A 14,023-nucleotide genomic window follows, 5' to 3' on the forward strand; every position below is an offset into this window, starting at 1 on the left:
GTCAGCGCTTGTTGACGAAGCCGGCGTCCACCGGCAGGGTCACGCCGGTGATGTACCGCCCGGCGTCCGACACCAGCCACGCCACGGTGTTGGCGATGTCCTCGGCCTCGAGCACCTGCACGGGCAGCGCGTTGGTCATGTTCGGCGCCGATTTGGCCGCTTCGGAGTCGGAGGTCAACTGACTCAACCACTTCCGGGTGAACTCGTTGTCGATCATCGGGGTGTCGACCCCGGCCGGATGGATCGAGTTGACCCGGATGTTCTGCGACGCAAGCAGATTCGCGTAAACCCGCATCAGTCCCACCATGCCGTGCTTGGCGGCGGCATAGCCCACCGACCCGGCCATCGGTGAGGCCAGCCCGACCAGTCCGGCCACCGAGCTGATCAGCACGATCGATCCACCGTTGCCGGCCTTGACCATCGGCCGCATCGCCACGTCCAGCGTGTTGTAGACGCCCGTCAGGTTGACGTCGATGACGTCCTGCCAGGCGTCTTCACCGGCCATCGGCGCGATCCCGGCGTTGGCGATGACGATGTCCAACCGTCCGCCGAGTTCCTCGACGCCGGCCTTGAGCGCGGTCTTGAGGGCATCGCGGTCACGGACGTCGGCCTGGCCGGCGATGATCCGTGCGCCGTTGTCCTGGACCAGCTTCACCGTCGCGGCCAGATCGTCGGGCGTGGCCATGGGGTAGGGGACCGACGCGATCTGGTCGCACAGGTCGACGGCGATGATGTCGGCGCCCATCGAAGACAGCTTCACCGCGTGCGCGCGGCCCTGGCCACGCGCCGCGCCGGTGATGAAGGCGACCTTGCCGCTCAGCTCACCCATGGCTACTGCCCCCGCAGCTGGCCCTTGGTCGGATCGCCGGCGACCACGGGCGCGAGCATCTTGATGTCGGGCGCGCCGTCGAGGTGCTCGCCGATGGCGCCGAACAGCTTGCCGATGGCCGGGGCGGTGCTGTGGGTCTTGATGGCATCGGCGTCGGCCCACTGCTCGACGAACACGAACGTGCCGCCGTCGGCCTCGTGCAGCGAGTAGAGCTGACAGCCCGGCTCGCCGTGGACGGCGTCGACGGCCTCGACGCACGCGGCGCGGACCAGGTCGACGGACTCCGGCTTGGCTTTCATGGTGGCGACGACAACGACGGGCATGAAGAACTCCTCGATAGCTAGCTGACCTAGACAGGTGTCCACGTTAGACCGGCCCGCGCGGCGCGTGTGACGTGGCTCCCACTGCTGCGTGACCAGCAGATATGCGGACCTGGTCGTGACCTAAGCGTTACTTGTGTGGCAGATGGTGCAGATGGGGTGATTGCGACTAGGCTGGCAGCCATGGCGAGTAAAACCGCAACGAGCTCAGCTAACCGGGCCAAGGCCGGGTCGGCGAATCGTGGCGCAGCCGGTTCGGGGGCGCGTTCATCGAAGTCAGGCAGTGCAAAGTCGGGCCGGCCGGCACGTCCGCCGGCCCCGAAATCGCCCGCCCGCAAGCCGGCCCGCAAACCCGCGCCGCATCCATCTCCGGTCGCCACCGCCGGCGCCGCGGTGGGTCGTGGCGCCCGCGCCGGCTGGCTGATGCTCGCGAAGGGCGCCGGAACCACCGCCCGCAGCGTCGGCCGGGCCCGCGAACTCGAGCCCGGACACCGCCGTGACGGCATCGCGCTGGCACTGCTCGGCGTCGCCTTCCTCATCGCCGCGAGCTCCTGGTTCGGCGCGGCGCGCCCGGTCGGCGCCTGGATCGACTACGGCGTCCGCACCGTCATCGGCGCCGCGGTCGTGGTGCTGCCGGTGCTGCTGCTCGCACTGGCCGTCACGCTGATGCGCACCCATCCGAACCCCGACGCGCGGCCCCGGCTGATCCTCGGCGCCGCCATGATCGGTCTGCCCGTTCTGGGCCTGTGGCACATCTGGGCCGGCGCGCCCACCGAGCCGGGGGAGCGCCGCGGCGCCGCCGGCTTCGTTGGCTTCGTCATCGGCGGGCCGCTCTCGGACGGGCTGACCGTCTGGATCGCCACGCCGCTGCTCATCATGGGCGTGCTGTTCGGCCTGCTGCTCGTCACCGGCACGACCATCCGGGAACTGCCGGACACCTTGCGCTATATGGTCTCCGGCCGCCTGCGCGGCGAGCACGACGCGGACTACGACGACGCGTCGGCCGGTTTCGTGGACGACTTCGCCGACGATTTCTCGGACGGCTACTACGACGACCCGACCTACTCGCGTGACGAACCCGAGGCCTGGCCCGGCTCGGACCAGACCACCGCGGCCATGACACGCCCGCTGGGCCGCACGCCGATGGACAACTACCCCGTCGAGCCCGCCGCCGACGAAGCGCCGACCGCGCCCGAGCCGGCCGCCAAGCCGGCGCGCCGCCGCAAGGCCCAGAACGTCGCGGACCCGGTGCCCACCAAGGCCAAGGCCCTGGAAAAGGCGCAGGACGACGGCTTGTCGCTGGACCGCGTCATCGAGGGCGACTACACGCTGCCGCCGCTGGACCTGCTGTCCGACGGTGACCCGCCGAAGCGTGTAGGCCGCGACAACGACCGCATCATGTCGGCCATCTCCGAGGTCATGGAGCAGTTCAAGGTCGACGCCACGGTCGTCGGCTTCCAGCGCGGCCCGACCGTCACCCGGTACGAGATCGAGCTCGGGCCGGGCGTCCGCGTCGAGCGGTTCACCCAGCTGCAGCGCAACCTCGCCTACGCGGTGGCCAACGAGCACATCCGCCTCCTCGCGCCGATCCCCGGTAAGTCTCTGGTCGGTGTCGAGGTGCCGAACAGCGACCGCGAGATGGTGCGGCTCAAGGACGTGCTGAACGCGCCGAGCACCCGCAAGGACCACCACCCGATGGTGTTCGGCATCGGCAAGGACGTCGAAGGCCACTTCATCAGCTACAACCTGGCCAAGATGCCGCACCTCCTGGTGGCCGGCTCCACCGGTTCGGGTAAGTCGAGCTTCATCAACTCGATGCTGGTGTCGCTGCTGCAGCGCGCCACGCCCGACGAGGTCCGGATGATCCTGGTCGACCCGAAGATGGTGGAATTCCCGCCGTACCAAGGCATTCCGCACCTCATCACGCCCGTGATCATCGACCCGAAGAAGGCCGCCGCCGCGCTGGCGTGGCTGGTCGAGGAGATGGAGCAGCGCTACCAGGACATGAGCGCCAGCGGTGTCCGGCACATCGACGACTTCAACAAGAAGGTGCGCTCGGGCGAGATCACCGCGCCGCTGGGCAGCGAGCGGGTCTACAAGACCTACCCGTACATCCTGTGCGTCGTCGACGAGCTGGCCGACCTGATGATGCAGGCGCCGCGCGACGTCGAAGACGCCATCGTCCGCATCACCCAGAAGGCCCGCGCCGCGGGCATCCACCTGGTGCTGGCCACCCAGCAGCCGGTGGTGTCGGTCGTGACCGGTCTGATCAAGGCAAATGTGCCGTCCCGCATGGCATTCGGCGTCACCAACGCGACCAACTCGCGCGTCATCCTCGACCAGATCGGCGCCGAGAAGCTCACCGGTAAGGGTGACGGCCTGTTCCAGCCGTCGGAGGCGCCCAAGCCCATCCGCGTGCAGGGCGCCTTCGTCAGCGACGACGAAATCCAGGCCGTCGTTGCCTTCACCAAGCAGCAGGCGCAGCCCGAGTTCATCGACGGCGTCACGGTCAAGACCGTCGAGAAGCGCGAGATCGACAGCGACATCGGCGACGACATGGACGTCTTCCTACAGGCCGTCGAGCTGGTCGTGTCGAGCCAGTTCGGGTCGACCTCGATGCTGCAGCGCAAGCTGAGGGTCGGGTTCGCCAAGGCCGGCCGCCTGATGGACCTGATGGAGACCCGCGGCATCGTCGGACCGTCCGAGGGCTCCAAGGCCCGTGAGGTGCTGGTCAAGCCCGATGAGCTCGCCGGCACTCTGATGCTGATCCAGGGCGGCTCGGACGCCAACGGTTCGATGGGCGACGACCCCGGCTTCTGACCGGTGTTGCCGACATCACACCCCGGCTGATCGGCGGTGCGGATAACACCGTCGATTGGTCGCCGACGGCGCTGACTGTGGGAGGCTGGACTCCTAAGGAGGCTTTGCCGTGGTTGACATTTCGCGCAGCGCAGCAACGGAATCGGAGCTCGACGCCGAGGTCGAATCCGGTGGCCGCAGCTGGCCCGCGCTGACGGCGTTCACCGACTTCGGATTCCGGAAGTCGACGGCGCAGCATGTGGTTCCGCTGTTGTACGGGCTGGTCATCGCCGGTGCGGTGGTTCTGTATCTCGCCGGCGCCGTGGTGGCGTTCGAGTTGTCCGCATGGCTCGGCGTGTTCTGGCTGGTGCTCGCCGGTCCGGTCACCTGCGTCGCGATCGTGCTGGTGGCGCGCGTGGTCCTGGAGTCGCTGAGCGCGTTCATGTCGATGGGCCAGCAGGTCGACGAGCTGAACGAACTGGTGCTGGAGATCGCCGAGCTGATGATCGGGGTGTCGGACAAGATCGAGGTGATCCCGACGCTGCCGTCGTTCGGCCGCGGCGGGCGGTCCCGTCGGCGGGCCGCGATCATGGACATGCGGGACCGGATCGTCGCGCGCCGCAACGCCGCGGCCGACAGCGCCGATTAGCTACAGCGTGACCAGCATCCGGGTGTTGCCCAGGGTGTTCGGCTTGACGTAGGACAGGTCCAGGAACTCCGCCACACCGGTGTCGTATGAGCGGCACATCTCCTCGTAGACCTCGGCGGTGACGGGCGTGCCCTCGATCTCCTGGAAGCCGTGCCGGCTGAAGAAATCGGTCTCGAACGTCAACACGAAGACGCGCTGCAGCTGTAGTTCCCGGGCCACGTCCAGCAGTTTGGCGACCACCGCGTGCCCGACGCCCATGCCGCGCACCTTGGGATGGGCCGCGACGGTACGCACTTCGCCGAGGTCGGCCCACAGCACGTGCAACGCGCCGCAGCCGACGATCTCGCCGTCCAGGTCGGCCACCCAGAATTCCTGGACCGCCTCGTAGAGGGTGACCAGGTTCTTCTCGAGCAGGATCTTGCCCGCGTAGATGTCGACGAGGGCCTTGATTCCCGGTACGTCGGAGGTCCGGGCGCGGCGAACCACCAGCCCTGTGGTGCCGGGTTTCGGTGCGTCGCTCACATGTGGAGGGTATCGGCTGCGTATCGCCCGGTAGGTGACCGGATATCCTGTGTCGATGACAGGCCAGCCAGATACCGACCCGCGCGCCTCGCGCGCCGGCGTGGCGAACATCGCCAATCTGCTGACCGGCCTGCGCATTGTGCTGGTGCCCGTCTTCCTGGCTGCGCTGTTTGCCGGCGACGGTCACGAAACGCGTTGGCGCATCGCCGCTTTCGTCGTGTTCGCGGCCGCCGTCATCACCGACCGGTTCGACGGCGAGATCGCCCGCAGCTTCGACATGGTCACCGAATTCGGCAAGCTGGCCGATCCCATCGCCGACAAGGCCCTGATCGGCGCGGCGCTGATCGGGCTCTCGATGCTCGGCGACCTGCCGTGGTGGATCACCATCGTGATCCTCGCCCGCGAGCTCGCGGTGACGCTGTTGCGCTTCGCGGTGATCCGGCGCGGCGTCATCCCCGCCAGCCGCGGCGGCAAGCTCAAGACGCTGGTGCAGGCCGTGGCCATCGGCCTGTTCGTCCTGCCCCTCCATGCCTGGCCCGCCCCGTGGCTGACCACCGCCTGGGTGTTCATGTGGGCCGCGGTCGTGCTGACGGTGCTGACCGGCATCGACTACGCCGTCTCGGCGTTTCGCCGGACCTGATTCGACCCTGATTCGTGCCCCCGGGAACCAAAGCGGTGCGTCGCCGCGTTGGTGCCTACAAGACCGTGTAGAAACGGGTGGTCCGGCCGGGCTGCACGGCTGCTGTTACTTCAGGGCGAAGGGGAAACGCGATGACGACATTACTGCGTGAGGTCATCGGCGACGTGCTGCGTCAGGCCCGTACCGGGCAGGGACGCACACTGCGCGAGGTGTCCGACGGTGCTCGGGTGAGCCTGGGTTATCTGTCCGAGGTCGAGCGGGGCCGCAAGGAACCCTCGAGCGAGCTGTTGGGCGCCATCTGCGGCGCCCTGGACGTGCCGCTGTCCCGGGTGCTGGCCGACGCCGCCGAGCAGATGCCGCACACCGAGCGCGCCGAGGCCGACCGCACGGTGGCCAACATCGACGTCGCCACCAAGGTCGTCATCCCGCAGCATCTCGCCATGGCGGTTGCCTGAGTCGCCGGGGCCTGACCCGCAGCAAGACACGGATGGCACGCGCCGCGCCGTAATCCTGCATGCGGGCTGCGTCGGGCTGTCCATACCCACTAGGTTGGCTGTAGACGCGCTGCCACCGGTGTGGCCGGCAACCTGACAACCGATCCCGAATCAACGAACGACACGAAGGCGGACCGATCTCATGGCCAATCCCTTTGTCAAAGCCTGGAAGTACCTCATGGCGCTGTTCAGCTCCAAGGTCGACGAGTACGCCGACCCGAAAGTGCAGATTCAGCAGGCGATCGAGGAGGCCCAGCGCCAGCACCAGGCCCTGACGCAGCAGGCCGCCTCGGTCATCGGCAACCAGCGCCAGCTGGAGATGCGCCTGAGCCGTCAGCTCGCCGACATCGAGAAGCTGCAGGCCAACGTGCGGCAGGCGCTGACCCTGGCCGACCAGGCCACCGCGGCCGGTGACGTCGCCAAGGCCACCGAGTACAACAACGCTGCCGAGGCCTTCGCCGCCCAGCTGGTGACCGCCGAGCAGAGCGTCGAGGACCTCAAGGGGCTGCACGACCAGTCGCTGCAGGCCGCGACGCAGGCCAAGAAGGCCGTCGAGCAGAACGCCATGGTGCTGCAGCAGAAGATCGCCGAGCGCACCAAGCTGCTGTCGCAGCTCGAGCAGGCGAAGATGCAGGAGCAGGTCAGCGCTTCGCTGCGGTCCATGACCGAGATCGCCGCGCCGGGCAACACGCCCAGCCTCGACGAGGTGCGCGACAAGATCGAGCGTCGCTACGCCAACGCCATGGGCTCTGCCGAGCTGGCGCAGAACTCCGTTCAGGGCCGCATGATGGAGGTCCAGCAGGCCAGCGTGCAGATGGCCGGGCATTCGCGCCTCGAGCAGATCCGTGCCTCGATGCAGGGCAACTCCCTGCCGTCCGGCGGTGCCGCCGCGCCCGCCACGCCCGCGGCTCCGGCAGCCAACCCGGCTCCGGAAAACCCGCTGTCGCAGTAACTTTCGAGATGTGAGGGGGCAGCGGTGAACGCCCAGTCAGCTGGCCGTCCCGGGGAGGCCCGGGGCTGGCAGGCGGTCCTGCAACGCGGCATCGACACCGCTGCCGAATTGTCCGACCTGGTGGCCCGGCGCCTCGGCGCGGCCGCCGACCCCCGGGCCCGGCTGCTGCGCAAGCGGCGCTGGGCGCTGCGGCTGGGCTGGCTGTTCGCCGGCGCTGCCGCCTTCTGGATCGGGCTGACGGCGCTGCTGGCGGCCTGGAGCACCCCGTTCTGGGTGCTGATCATCACCGGCCCCATCGCCGGCGGCGCCGCCTTCCTGGCCACCCTGTGCTTCCTGCGGTACCGCTGGCTGCGCGGCGAGCCGCTGCCGCCGGCCCGGACGTCACGGTCGCTGCCGCCGAGAGGCTCGGCGGCGCGGCGACCCATGGAGACCCTGGCCGCGGCCGAACGCGGCCTGTACTCCCTGCTGAGCGTCATCCAGCGCGGCCAGTTGCTGCCCGCCGCGGAGATCGCCGAGGTGACCGCGGCGGCCAATGTGTCGGCCGCGGCACTGGCCGGTACTGCCGGGGAAGTCGTCGCGATGGAACGCGCGGCCGGCTCGGTGCCGCAGTCGCGGGCGCATCTGGCCCCGACCATCCAGGCCTACACCGCCCAGCTAGACGCCGGCGTGCGGCAGTACAGCGACATCGCCACGGCGGCAGCGCAATTGGTGTCAGCGGCGAACAGCGGTGCGGGCTCGGCGCGGTCGATGTCCGAGCAGCGCTACCGCAGCGAACTGGTCGCCGCCACCGACCGGCTCAGTGCCTGGGCGCAGGCCTTCGACGAACTCGGACGGTTGCGGCAGGCCTGACGGCCGCTAGATCGTGGTGCTGCCAGTGCCGTCGTCGGACCGGCGACCGTACCGCTCTTCGTAGGCCGCGTGGATGTGGGCGTTCTTCTGCCGCAACGAATCTTCGAGGAGTTTCGGGTCGATGCCGTGCTTGACGAGCATGTGGCGGCGCCAGATCTTGTTCAGGGCGTGCGAGAAGTAGATCACCGGAATCAGGATCGGCACCGTCGCGCTGAGGCGGATGACCATGTCCGAGCCGCCCGTGATGCCGAGCAGCTCGGGCAGGAACCAGATCGGGATCAAAATCAGGAACGCCGGGACGAACATCCGGATGACGATCCGCAGTGTCGCGCCCTTGCCGATGAGATCCTCGGTCACCCACGCCCGCATCGAGTCGGGCAGCCGGCCGCCGTAGCTGTACTTGATGTACTGCCAGGCGTTGGGCTTCGGGCGATTCTCATTGGCCATGGTGGCCGATTTTACCGCTGGCTACATGGTCGGACGCAGGCCCGGGATGACGGCGCCGATGAGGCCGCGCACCGTGGCCTTGGCCATGTCGAACATGTCGAAGTAGTCGCGCCACAGCGTGATCTTGCCGTTGTGCACCTCGAAGACCCCGCAGACCCAGAACTGCAGGCGGACGGGCCCGATGACGAGCGCGTCGGTGCGCTCGTTGAGCACCGTGGTGCCCTCGCCGACGATGCGGTGGAACTTCACCTCGAAACTGACGGGGCTCTTCTTCATGGGGCGGAACAGCTTCATCGCGCGGCTGCGGCCGTGGATGGTGGGCAGCCCGACGTTCTCGTAGACGAGGTTGTCGTCGAGCAGGCGGTCGGCGGTGTCCATGTCCTCGGCCTGCAGCGCGTACAGGAAGGATTCGACGATCTCGGCGTTGGTCTGGGTCAATGCCGGTGTGCTCTGTGTCATACGGCCACCGTAATGCGCCTGCCCGCCGGCGCACAGGGGCCGGTGTGACAGGGTGACCCGATGCGTGTCGCCGTGGTTGCCGGGCCGGATCCCGGCCATGCCTTTCCGGCCATCGCGCTGTGTCTGCGGTTCCGGGCGGCCGGCGACCATCCGGTGCTGTTCACCGGCCGGCAATGGCTCGACACGGCGCGGGACGCGGGTATCGACGCGCGGGAACTGCTCGGGCTGGACCCCGAGGACGGTGACGACGACCTCGATTCGGGCGCCAAGATTCATGAGCGTGCGGCCCGGATGGCGATGCTCAACCTGTCGGTGCTGCGGGAGCTGGCGCCCGACCTCATCGTGTCCGACGTCATCACGGCCTGCGGTGGCATGGTGGCCGAGCTGATGGGCCTGCCGTGGGTCGAGCTGACCCCGCACCCGCTGTACCTGCCCTCGAAGGGCCTGCCGCCTCTGGGCAGCGGCCTGGCGCCGGGTGTCGGCGTGCGCGGCCGGCTGCGGGACGCGACGCTGCGGTTCCTCACGGCGCGTTCGGTGCGTCAGGGGAACCGGCAGCGGTCCGCGGCACGCGTCGGAATCGGCTTGCCCGCAAGCGATCCCGGGCCGGCGCGGCGGCTGATCGCGACCCTGCCCGGGCTGGAGGTGCCGCGGCCGGACTGGCCGGCCGAAGCCGTCGTGGTGGGGCCGTTGCACTTCGAGCCGACAACGGCGGTGCTGGACGTGCCGTCCGGTTCGGGGCCGGTCGTGGTGGTCGCGCCGTCGACCGCGACGACGGGCATGCAGGGCCTGGACGACATGGCACTGCAGACGCTGATCCCGGGCCGGACGCTGCCCGACGGCGCCCGCGTCGTCGTCTCCCGGCTGCGTGGCCCCGACGCCCCGGTGCCGCCGTGGGCCGCGGTCGGGCTCGGGCGGCAGGACGAACTGCTCAAGCAGGCCGACGTCATGGTCTGCGGCAGTGGCCACGGGATCGTGTCCAAGACGCTGCTGGCCGGGGTGCCGCTGGTGGTGGTGCCCGGTGGCGGCGACCAGTGGGAGATCGCCAATCGCATTGTGCGGCAGGGCAGTGGTGAGCTGATCCGGCCGTTGACGGCCGAAGCCCTGACGGCGACCGTCGGCCGTGTGCTGGCGACACCGTCGTACCGGGACGCGGCCCGGCGTGCGGGACTGAGCGGCGCGGGCGTCGCCGACCCGGTGGCCGTGTGCCGCGCGGCGCTCGGCGGCAGCGCTGAGTAGGTTGGTGCGGTGCGACTGACCGAATTCACCCTGCTGATCGAAGAGCAGTTCGGTGCGGCGCGCGGTGCCGCCTTGGTGAAGGACCACGTGCTTGCCGTTCTCGGTGGCCGAACCCCGGCCCAGGCGATCGAAGCCGGCGTCGAACCCCGCGATGTCTGGCGGGCCCTGTGCGCGGACTTCGACGTCCCGCGCGATCAGTGGTGACCGTCGGCTTTTAGTCTTTCCGCACTGTTCGCGCTTCGGTGTTTGTCGGCCGACGACATGGTGTTCGCCGAGCCTGCCCCATAGCGTCGTTCGTGAACCTCACGATGGAAGGACGATGTCGGACCGATGAGCGTCACCGTTGCCGTAGTCACCGGAGCCGGGCGGGGTATCGGCCTCGCCATCGCGAAAGCCCTTGCCGTGGCCGGGCACCGGGTGCTCATCACCGACGTCGACGGGGACGCCGCGCAGCGTGCGGCCGAGACCGTCGGGCGCGGCGCGTGGGGCGTGGCCCAGGACGTGCGTGACGTCGCGGGCCACCAGGCGGTGGCCGCGCTCGCCTCGGAGCAGGGCCGTCTTGCGGTGTGGGTCAACAATGCCGGTGTGCTGCACGCGGGTAACTCCTGGGAGCAGCCCGCCGAGCATGTGGTGCAGACCCTCGATGTCAACGTCCGCGGCATGATGGCGGGCTGCATGGCCGCGGTCGGCGCCATGGGTGCGGGCGGTGGCGTCATCCTCAACATCGCGTCGATCTCGGCGCTGACACCGGTACCCGGCCTGGCGGTGTACGCCGCGAGCAAGGCTGCGGTGCTGTCGTACACGACCTCGCTGCAAGGTGAGTTGCAGACCGCCGGCCTGCCGATCCGGGCCCGGGCGCTGTGCCCCGATGTGGTGAACACCGCGATGGTGACCACCCGGGCCCACGATCCCGGTGCGGCCCTGCTGTTCTCGGGACCCAAGCCGCTGGCCGCGGAAGACATCGCGCGGGCGGCCCTGGAACTGATGGACTCGCATCAGGTCTTCCGCGTGGTGCCGCGCTGGCGCGGCGTGATCGCCCGTGGCACCGATGTGGCGCCGGCCGCGGGACTGCGCGCCCTGGCGCTGATGCGGGCGTTGGGCCTGCGGCGCCAGCGTTCGTTGTGAGTCGGTGTACGGGGCCTGCCCGGTTCGTCGGTCATTGATTCGCACGATCGGCGTGTCTGCTTGAAGTCGAACATCTGTTCGCTACTGTGGTGGCAGTTCGAAAAACTTGTCGGTGGCCTCATCTAGCGTCACGGCCAACCGATCGGAAACCCGATCAACGGACACCCACGAGGACGGAGACCACCATGGCAGCACAGGCCCCGGATCGCGAGAAGGCACTCGAGCTCGCGCTGGCACAGATCGACAAGAGCTTCGGCAAGGGCTCGGTGATGCGGCTGGGAGAAGAGACCCGCCAACCGATTTCGGTCATCCCGACCGGATCCATCGCCCTGGATGTCGCCCTCGGCATCGGCGGCCTGCCGCGCGGCCGCGTCATCGAGATCTACGGCCCGGAATCCTCGGGTAAGACCACGGTGGCCCTGCACGCGGTGGCCAACGCCCAGGCCGCCGGCGGCATCGCGGCGTTCATCGACGCCGAGCACGCGCTGGATCCCGAGTACGCCAAGAAGCTCGGTGTCGACACCGACGCGCTGCTGGTGTCCCAGCCCGACACCGGTGAGCAGGCCCTGGAGATCGCCGACATGCTGGTGCGTTCGGGCGCCATCGACATCCTGGTCATCGACTCGGTCGCCGCCCTGGTGCCGCGCGCCGAGATCGAGGGCGAGATGGGCGACAGCCACGTCGGTCTGCAGGCCCGCCTGATGAGCCAGGCGCTGCGCAAGATGACCGGTGCGCTGAACAACTCCGGCACCACCGCCATCTTCATCAACCAGCTGCGCGAGAAGATCGGCGTCATGTTCGGTTCGCCCGAAACCACCACGGGTGGTAAGGCTTTGAAGTTCTACGCCTCGGTGCGTATGGACGTGCGCCGCATCGAGACGCTCAAGGACGGCACCGACGCGGTCGGTAACCGCACCCGCGTCAAGATCGTCAAAAACAAGGTGGCGCCGCCGTTCAAGCAGGCCGAGTTCGACATCCTCTACGGTCGCGGCATCTCGCGCGAGGGCTCGCTCATCGACATGGGTGTCGAGCACGGCTTCATCCGCAAGTCGGGTTCGTGGTTCACCTACGACGGTGAGCAGCTGGGGCAGGGCAAGGAGAACGCCCGCAACTACCTGCTGCAGAACGTGGATGCCGCCAACGAGATCGAGAAGAAGATCAAAGAGAAGCTCGGTATCGGTGCAGTGCTGACCGATGGTGCGGCTGATGACGTCCTTCCCGCCCCGGTCGACTTCTGAGACTGAGCCGGCTGAGCCGCAGTGGCGTGAGGAGCAGGCGCGGGACGTGTGCCTGCGTCTGCTCACCACCCGGGCGCGCAGCCGGGCCGAACTCGAAGCCCAACTGACCAAGCGCGGCTTCGCCGAGGATGTCAGTGCCCGGGTGCTGGACCGGCTCACCGAGGTCGGCCTCGTCGACGATGCGGCCTTCGCCGAGCAATGGGTGCGTGAACGTCGCACCAACGCGGGAAAAGGCAAGCGGGCCTTGGCTTCCGAGTTGCGCACCAAAGGCATCGATGCCGATGTGATCGCCGAGACGCTCGACAGCGTCGACGCGGGTGAGTGGCGGGTGCGCGCCGAGGAACTGGTCGCCGCCAAGCTGCGGCGGGAGAGCCTCGACGACGAGATGAAGGTGACCCGGCGCCTGGTCGCGATGCTGGCGCGCCGCGGCTACAGCCAGGGTATGGCCTTCGATGTCGTCAACACCCAGCTCACGCAGGAACGTCAGCGCCGCGCCGTCTAGTCCTTGGCCGGGCCCTTGGGTTGCGGGTGCTTGACCTTGGGCAGGGACAGCTTCGGCACCGAGAACTTCGGTGCGGAGAACTTCGGCGCCGAGAACTTGGGTGCGGGCAACTTGGGCGGCGTGAACTGGCCGGCCGGCGGGTGATCGACGCCGTTGGTTGTCGCGTCGAGCCGGGGCTTCTTCGGCGGCGCCGGAAGTTTGGGCGGTTTCGGACTGAACGTCGAGGCGATCGAATCCTGTTGCGTCGCGGGTGTATTCGGCGAGACCAGAGTCTTCGGCGGAGTCGGGATGTCGACCGCCGCCGCCGGTTTGGCGGCGGTGGTGAGCGGCACCGGGGTGTGCAACACGTTGTGGGTGAACTTCTCCACGGACGTGATCACCGCTCGTGCGAAGTCCGCCATCTGCTGGGTGATGTTGAGGCCGAATGCGGTGGTGTCGACGACGAATTGCTGACCGGGTCCCGAGTTGAACGGTGGGAATGCGGACAGGGTGGTGGCCCTGAACTGGAGTTGGAACACCGCGATGTCCTGGGCGAACCCGATGAGATCGCGTCCGGCTTCGAACTCGATGTCGACGAACGCGCTCACGGCCTGTGCGGCGGCGGTGGCTGGTGGTGTGCCACTGCCGATGGCCGCCACGAAATCCCCGGGTATCTGTGTCTGGCGCTGGACCAGGGCAGCGCCCGTGGTGACCCAATCGACGAACAGCCCGACGTTGAACACCACCTGCTGATTGAGCAGATCGAGTGGCAGCGGCAGCGGCTGCGCCGTCAGCGCGATGCTCGGCTCGGTGATGACGGGCACTGCCGGGGCGGTGGTCCGCCCTGGCGGTGGCGCCGCGGTCAGCACCAAACACGCGGTGCACAGCGCTGCGACGGTTTGGGTTGGGGCCGGAACTGCTGTGAACGCACGAATCGCAACACTCATGACGCCTCCCGGGATCGAGTGAACCTCAATCAGGGA

Annotated in this window: 17 protein-coding genes; 11 read left to right on the top strand and 6 right to left on the bottom strand. The window is 68.6% G+C overall.

Going from position 1 to position 14,023, the window contains the following annotated elements:
- Position 1: 1 nt before the first annotated feature.
- Complete coding sequence (locus ACJH6I_RS00650) at positions 2–829, bottom strand: mycofactocin-coupled SDR family oxidoreductase (RefSeq protein ID WP_060999744.1); 828 nt, start codon at positions 827–829, stop codon at positions 2–4.
- A 2-nt stretch (positions 830–831) separates the two neighbouring features.
- Positions 832–1,152, bottom strand: coding sequence for a putative quinol monooxygenase (locus ACJH6I_RS00655; protein ID WP_406783577.1), 321 nt, complete (start codon positions 1,150–1,152; stop codon positions 832–834).
- A 180-nt stretch (positions 1,153–1,332) separates the two neighbouring features.
- Between ACJH6I_RS00655 and ACJH6I_RS00660 the strand changes: the two genes are divergently transcribed.
- The gene (locus ACJH6I_RS00660) at positions 1,333–3,969 is read left to right on the top strand and encodes a DNA translocase FtsK (protein ID WP_133426058.1); all 2,637 of its coding nucleotides are present in this window, start codon (positions 1,333–1,335) and stop codon (positions 3,967–3,969) included.
- Positions 3,970–4,078: 109 nt separating this feature from the next.
- The gene (locus ACJH6I_RS00665) at positions 4,079–4,597 is read left to right on the top strand and encodes a DUF4282 domain-containing protein (protein WP_064859450.1); all 519 of its coding nucleotides are present in this window, start codon (positions 4,079–4,081) and stop codon (positions 4,595–4,597) included.
- Here ACJH6I_RS00665 and ACJH6I_RS00670 read toward each other — a convergent pair whose 3' ends face one another.
- The gene (locus tag ACJH6I_RS00670; protein WP_064859451.1) at positions 4,598–5,119 is read right to left on the bottom strand and encodes an amino-acid N-acetyltransferase; all 522 of its coding nucleotides are present in this window, start codon (positions 5,117–5,119) and stop codon (positions 4,598–4,600) included.
- Between the two features lie 55 nt (positions 5,120–5,174).
- Here ACJH6I_RS00670 and pgsA point away from each other — a divergent pair, with 55 nt between their 5' ends.
- From pgsA to pspM, 4 genes are all read left to right on the top strand, one after another.
- Positions 5,175–5,759, top strand: a complete 585-nt coding sequence (pgsA, locus tag ACJH6I_RS00675; protein ID WP_406783578.1) for a CDP-diacylglycerol--glycerol-3-phosphate 3-phosphatidyltransferase — start codon at positions 5,175–5,177, stop codon at positions 5,757–5,759.
- A 131-nt stretch (positions 5,760–5,890) separates the two neighbouring features.
- Positions 5,891–6,214, top strand: coding sequence for a transcriptional regulator ClgR (gene clgR / locus ACJH6I_RS00680; RefSeq protein WP_406783579.1), 324 nt, complete (start codon positions 5,891–5,893; stop codon positions 6,212–6,214).
- 181 nt (positions 6,215–6,395) lie between these two features.
- Positions 6,396–7,205, top strand: a complete 810-nt coding sequence (gene pspA / locus ACJH6I_RS00685) for a phage shock protein PspA (RefSeq protein WP_061006850.1) — start codon at positions 6,396–6,398, stop codon at positions 7,203–7,205.
- Positions 7,206–7,229: 24 nt separating this feature from the next.
- Entirely contained in the window at positions 7,230–8,054 is an 825-nt protein-coding gene (gene pspM / locus ACJH6I_RS00690) for a phage shock envelope stress response protein PspM (protein WP_293021358.1), read from the top strand.
- 6 nt (positions 8,055–8,060) lie between these two features.
- Here the strand turns inward: pspM and ACJH6I_RS00695 are convergent, their stop codons facing one another.
- The gene (locus ACJH6I_RS00695) at positions 8,061–8,501 is read right to left on the bottom strand and encodes a DUF5313 domain-containing protein (protein ID WP_061006852.1); all 441 of its coding nucleotides are present in this window, start codon (positions 8,499–8,501) and stop codon (positions 8,061–8,063) included.
- A gap of 21 nt (positions 8,502–8,522) precedes the next feature.
- Positions 8,523–8,960, bottom strand: coding sequence for a limonene-1,2-epoxide hydrolase family protein (locus tag ACJH6I_RS00700; protein WP_061006862.1), 438 nt, complete (start codon positions 8,958–8,960; stop codon positions 8,523–8,525).
- A 60-nt stretch (positions 8,961–9,020) separates the two neighbouring features.
- On the opposite strand from ACJH6I_RS00700, the gene ACJH6I_RS00705 reads away from it, so the two are divergent.
- From ACJH6I_RS00705 to recX, 5 genes are all read left to right on the top strand, one after another.
- Positions 9,021–10,196, top strand: coding sequence for a glycosyltransferase (locus ACJH6I_RS00705; protein ID WP_293021360.1), 1,176 nt, complete (start codon positions 9,021–9,023; stop codon positions 10,194–10,196).
- A gap of 9 nt (positions 10,197–10,205) precedes the next feature.
- The gene (locus ACJH6I_RS00710; RefSeq protein ID WP_061006854.1) at positions 10,206–10,400 is read left to right on the top strand and encodes a DUF3046 domain-containing protein; all 195 of its coding nucleotides are present in this window, start codon (positions 10,206–10,208) and stop codon (positions 10,398–10,400) included.
- 126 nt (positions 10,401–10,526) lie between these two features.
- On the top strand, positions 10,527–11,321 hold the full coding sequence (locus ACJH6I_RS00715) for an SDR family oxidoreductase (RefSeq protein WP_133426063.1): 795 nt from the start codon (positions 10,527–10,529) through the stop codon (positions 11,319–11,321).
- Positions 11,322–11,506: 185 nt separating this feature from the next.
- Entirely contained in the window at positions 11,507–12,559 is a 1,053-nt protein-coding gene (gene recA, locus ACJH6I_RS00720; RefSeq protein WP_020101876.1) for a recombinase RecA, read from the top strand.
- Positions 12,528–13,061 (top strand): recombination regulator RecX, encoded by a 534-nt coding sequence (recX, locus tag ACJH6I_RS00725; protein ID WP_406783580.1) that lies wholly within the window; start codon positions 12,528–12,530, stop codon positions 13,059–13,061. Before recA ends, recX begins: the two co-directional genes overlap by 32 nt.
- Here recX and ACJH6I_RS00730 read toward each other — a convergent pair.
- Positions 13,058–13,987: a hypothetical protein gene (locus ACJH6I_RS00730; RefSeq protein ID WP_406783581.1), complete on the bottom strand. Its 930-nt coding sequence runs from the start codon at positions 13,985–13,987 to the stop codon at positions 13,058–13,060. The two genes, recX and ACJH6I_RS00730, sit on opposite strands and share 4 nt — an antisense overlap.
- Between the last annotated feature and the right edge of the window lie 36 nt (positions 13,988–14,023).

The sequence above is a fragment of the Mycobacterium sp. SMC-13 genome (assembly GCF_045311035.1).
Lineage (GTDB): Bacteria > Actinomycetota > Actinomycetes > Mycobacteriales > Mycobacteriaceae > Mycobacterium.

Excerpts from the sequence above, each read along its gene's own strand:
- ACJH6I_RS00730 (WP_406783581.1), bottom strand. The coding sequence starts at position 13,987 with ATGAGTGTTGCGATTCGTGCGTTCACAGCAGTTCCGGCCCCAACCCAA.
- recA (WP_020101876.1), top strand. The coding sequence starts at position 11,507 with ATGGCAGCACAGGCCCCGGATCGCGAGAAGGCACTCGAGCTCGCGCTG.
- ACJH6I_RS00705 (WP_293021360.1), top strand. The coding sequence starts at position 9,021 with ATGCGTGTCGCCGTGGTTGCCGGGCCGGATCCCGGCCATGCCTTTCCG.
- ACJH6I_RS00715 (WP_133426063.1), top strand. The coding sequence starts at position 10,527 with ATGAGCGTCACCGTTGCCGTAGTCACCGGAGCCGGGCGGGGTATCGGC.
- ACJH6I_RS00650 (WP_060999744.1), bottom strand. The coding sequence starts at position 829 with ATGGGTGAGCTGAGCGGCAAGGTCGCCTTCATCACCGGCGCGGCGCGT.
- pspA (WP_061006850.1), top strand. The coding sequence starts at position 6,396 with ATGGCCAATCCCTTTGTCAAAGCCTGGAAGTACCTCATGGCGCTGTTC.
- ACJH6I_RS00700 (WP_061006862.1), bottom strand. The coding sequence starts at position 8,960 with ATGACACAGAGCACACCGGCATTGACCCAGACCAACGCCGAGATCGTC.
- ACJH6I_RS00655 (WP_406783577.1), bottom strand. The coding sequence starts at position 1,152 with ATGCCCGTCGTTGTCGTCGCCACCATGAAAGCCAAGCCGGAGTCCGTC.
- recX (WP_406783580.1), top strand. The coding sequence starts at position 12,528 with ATGACGTCCTTCCCGCCCCGGTCGACTTCTGAGACTGAGCCGGCTGAG.
- ACJH6I_RS00695 (WP_061006852.1), bottom strand. The coding sequence starts at position 8,501 with ATGGCCAATGAGAATCGCCCGAAGCCCAACGCCTGGCAGTACATCAAG.
- ACJH6I_RS00660 (WP_133426058.1), top strand. The coding sequence starts at position 1,333 with ATGGCGAGTAAAACCGCAACGAGCTCAGCTAACCGGGCCAAGGCCGGG.
- pgsA (WP_406783578.1), top strand. The coding sequence starts at position 5,175 with ATGACAGGCCAGCCAGATACCGACCCGCGCGCCTCGCGCGCCGGCGTG.
- clgR (WP_406783579.1), top strand. The coding sequence starts at position 5,891 with ATGACGACATTACTGCGTGAGGTCATCGGCGACGTGCTGCGTCAGGCC.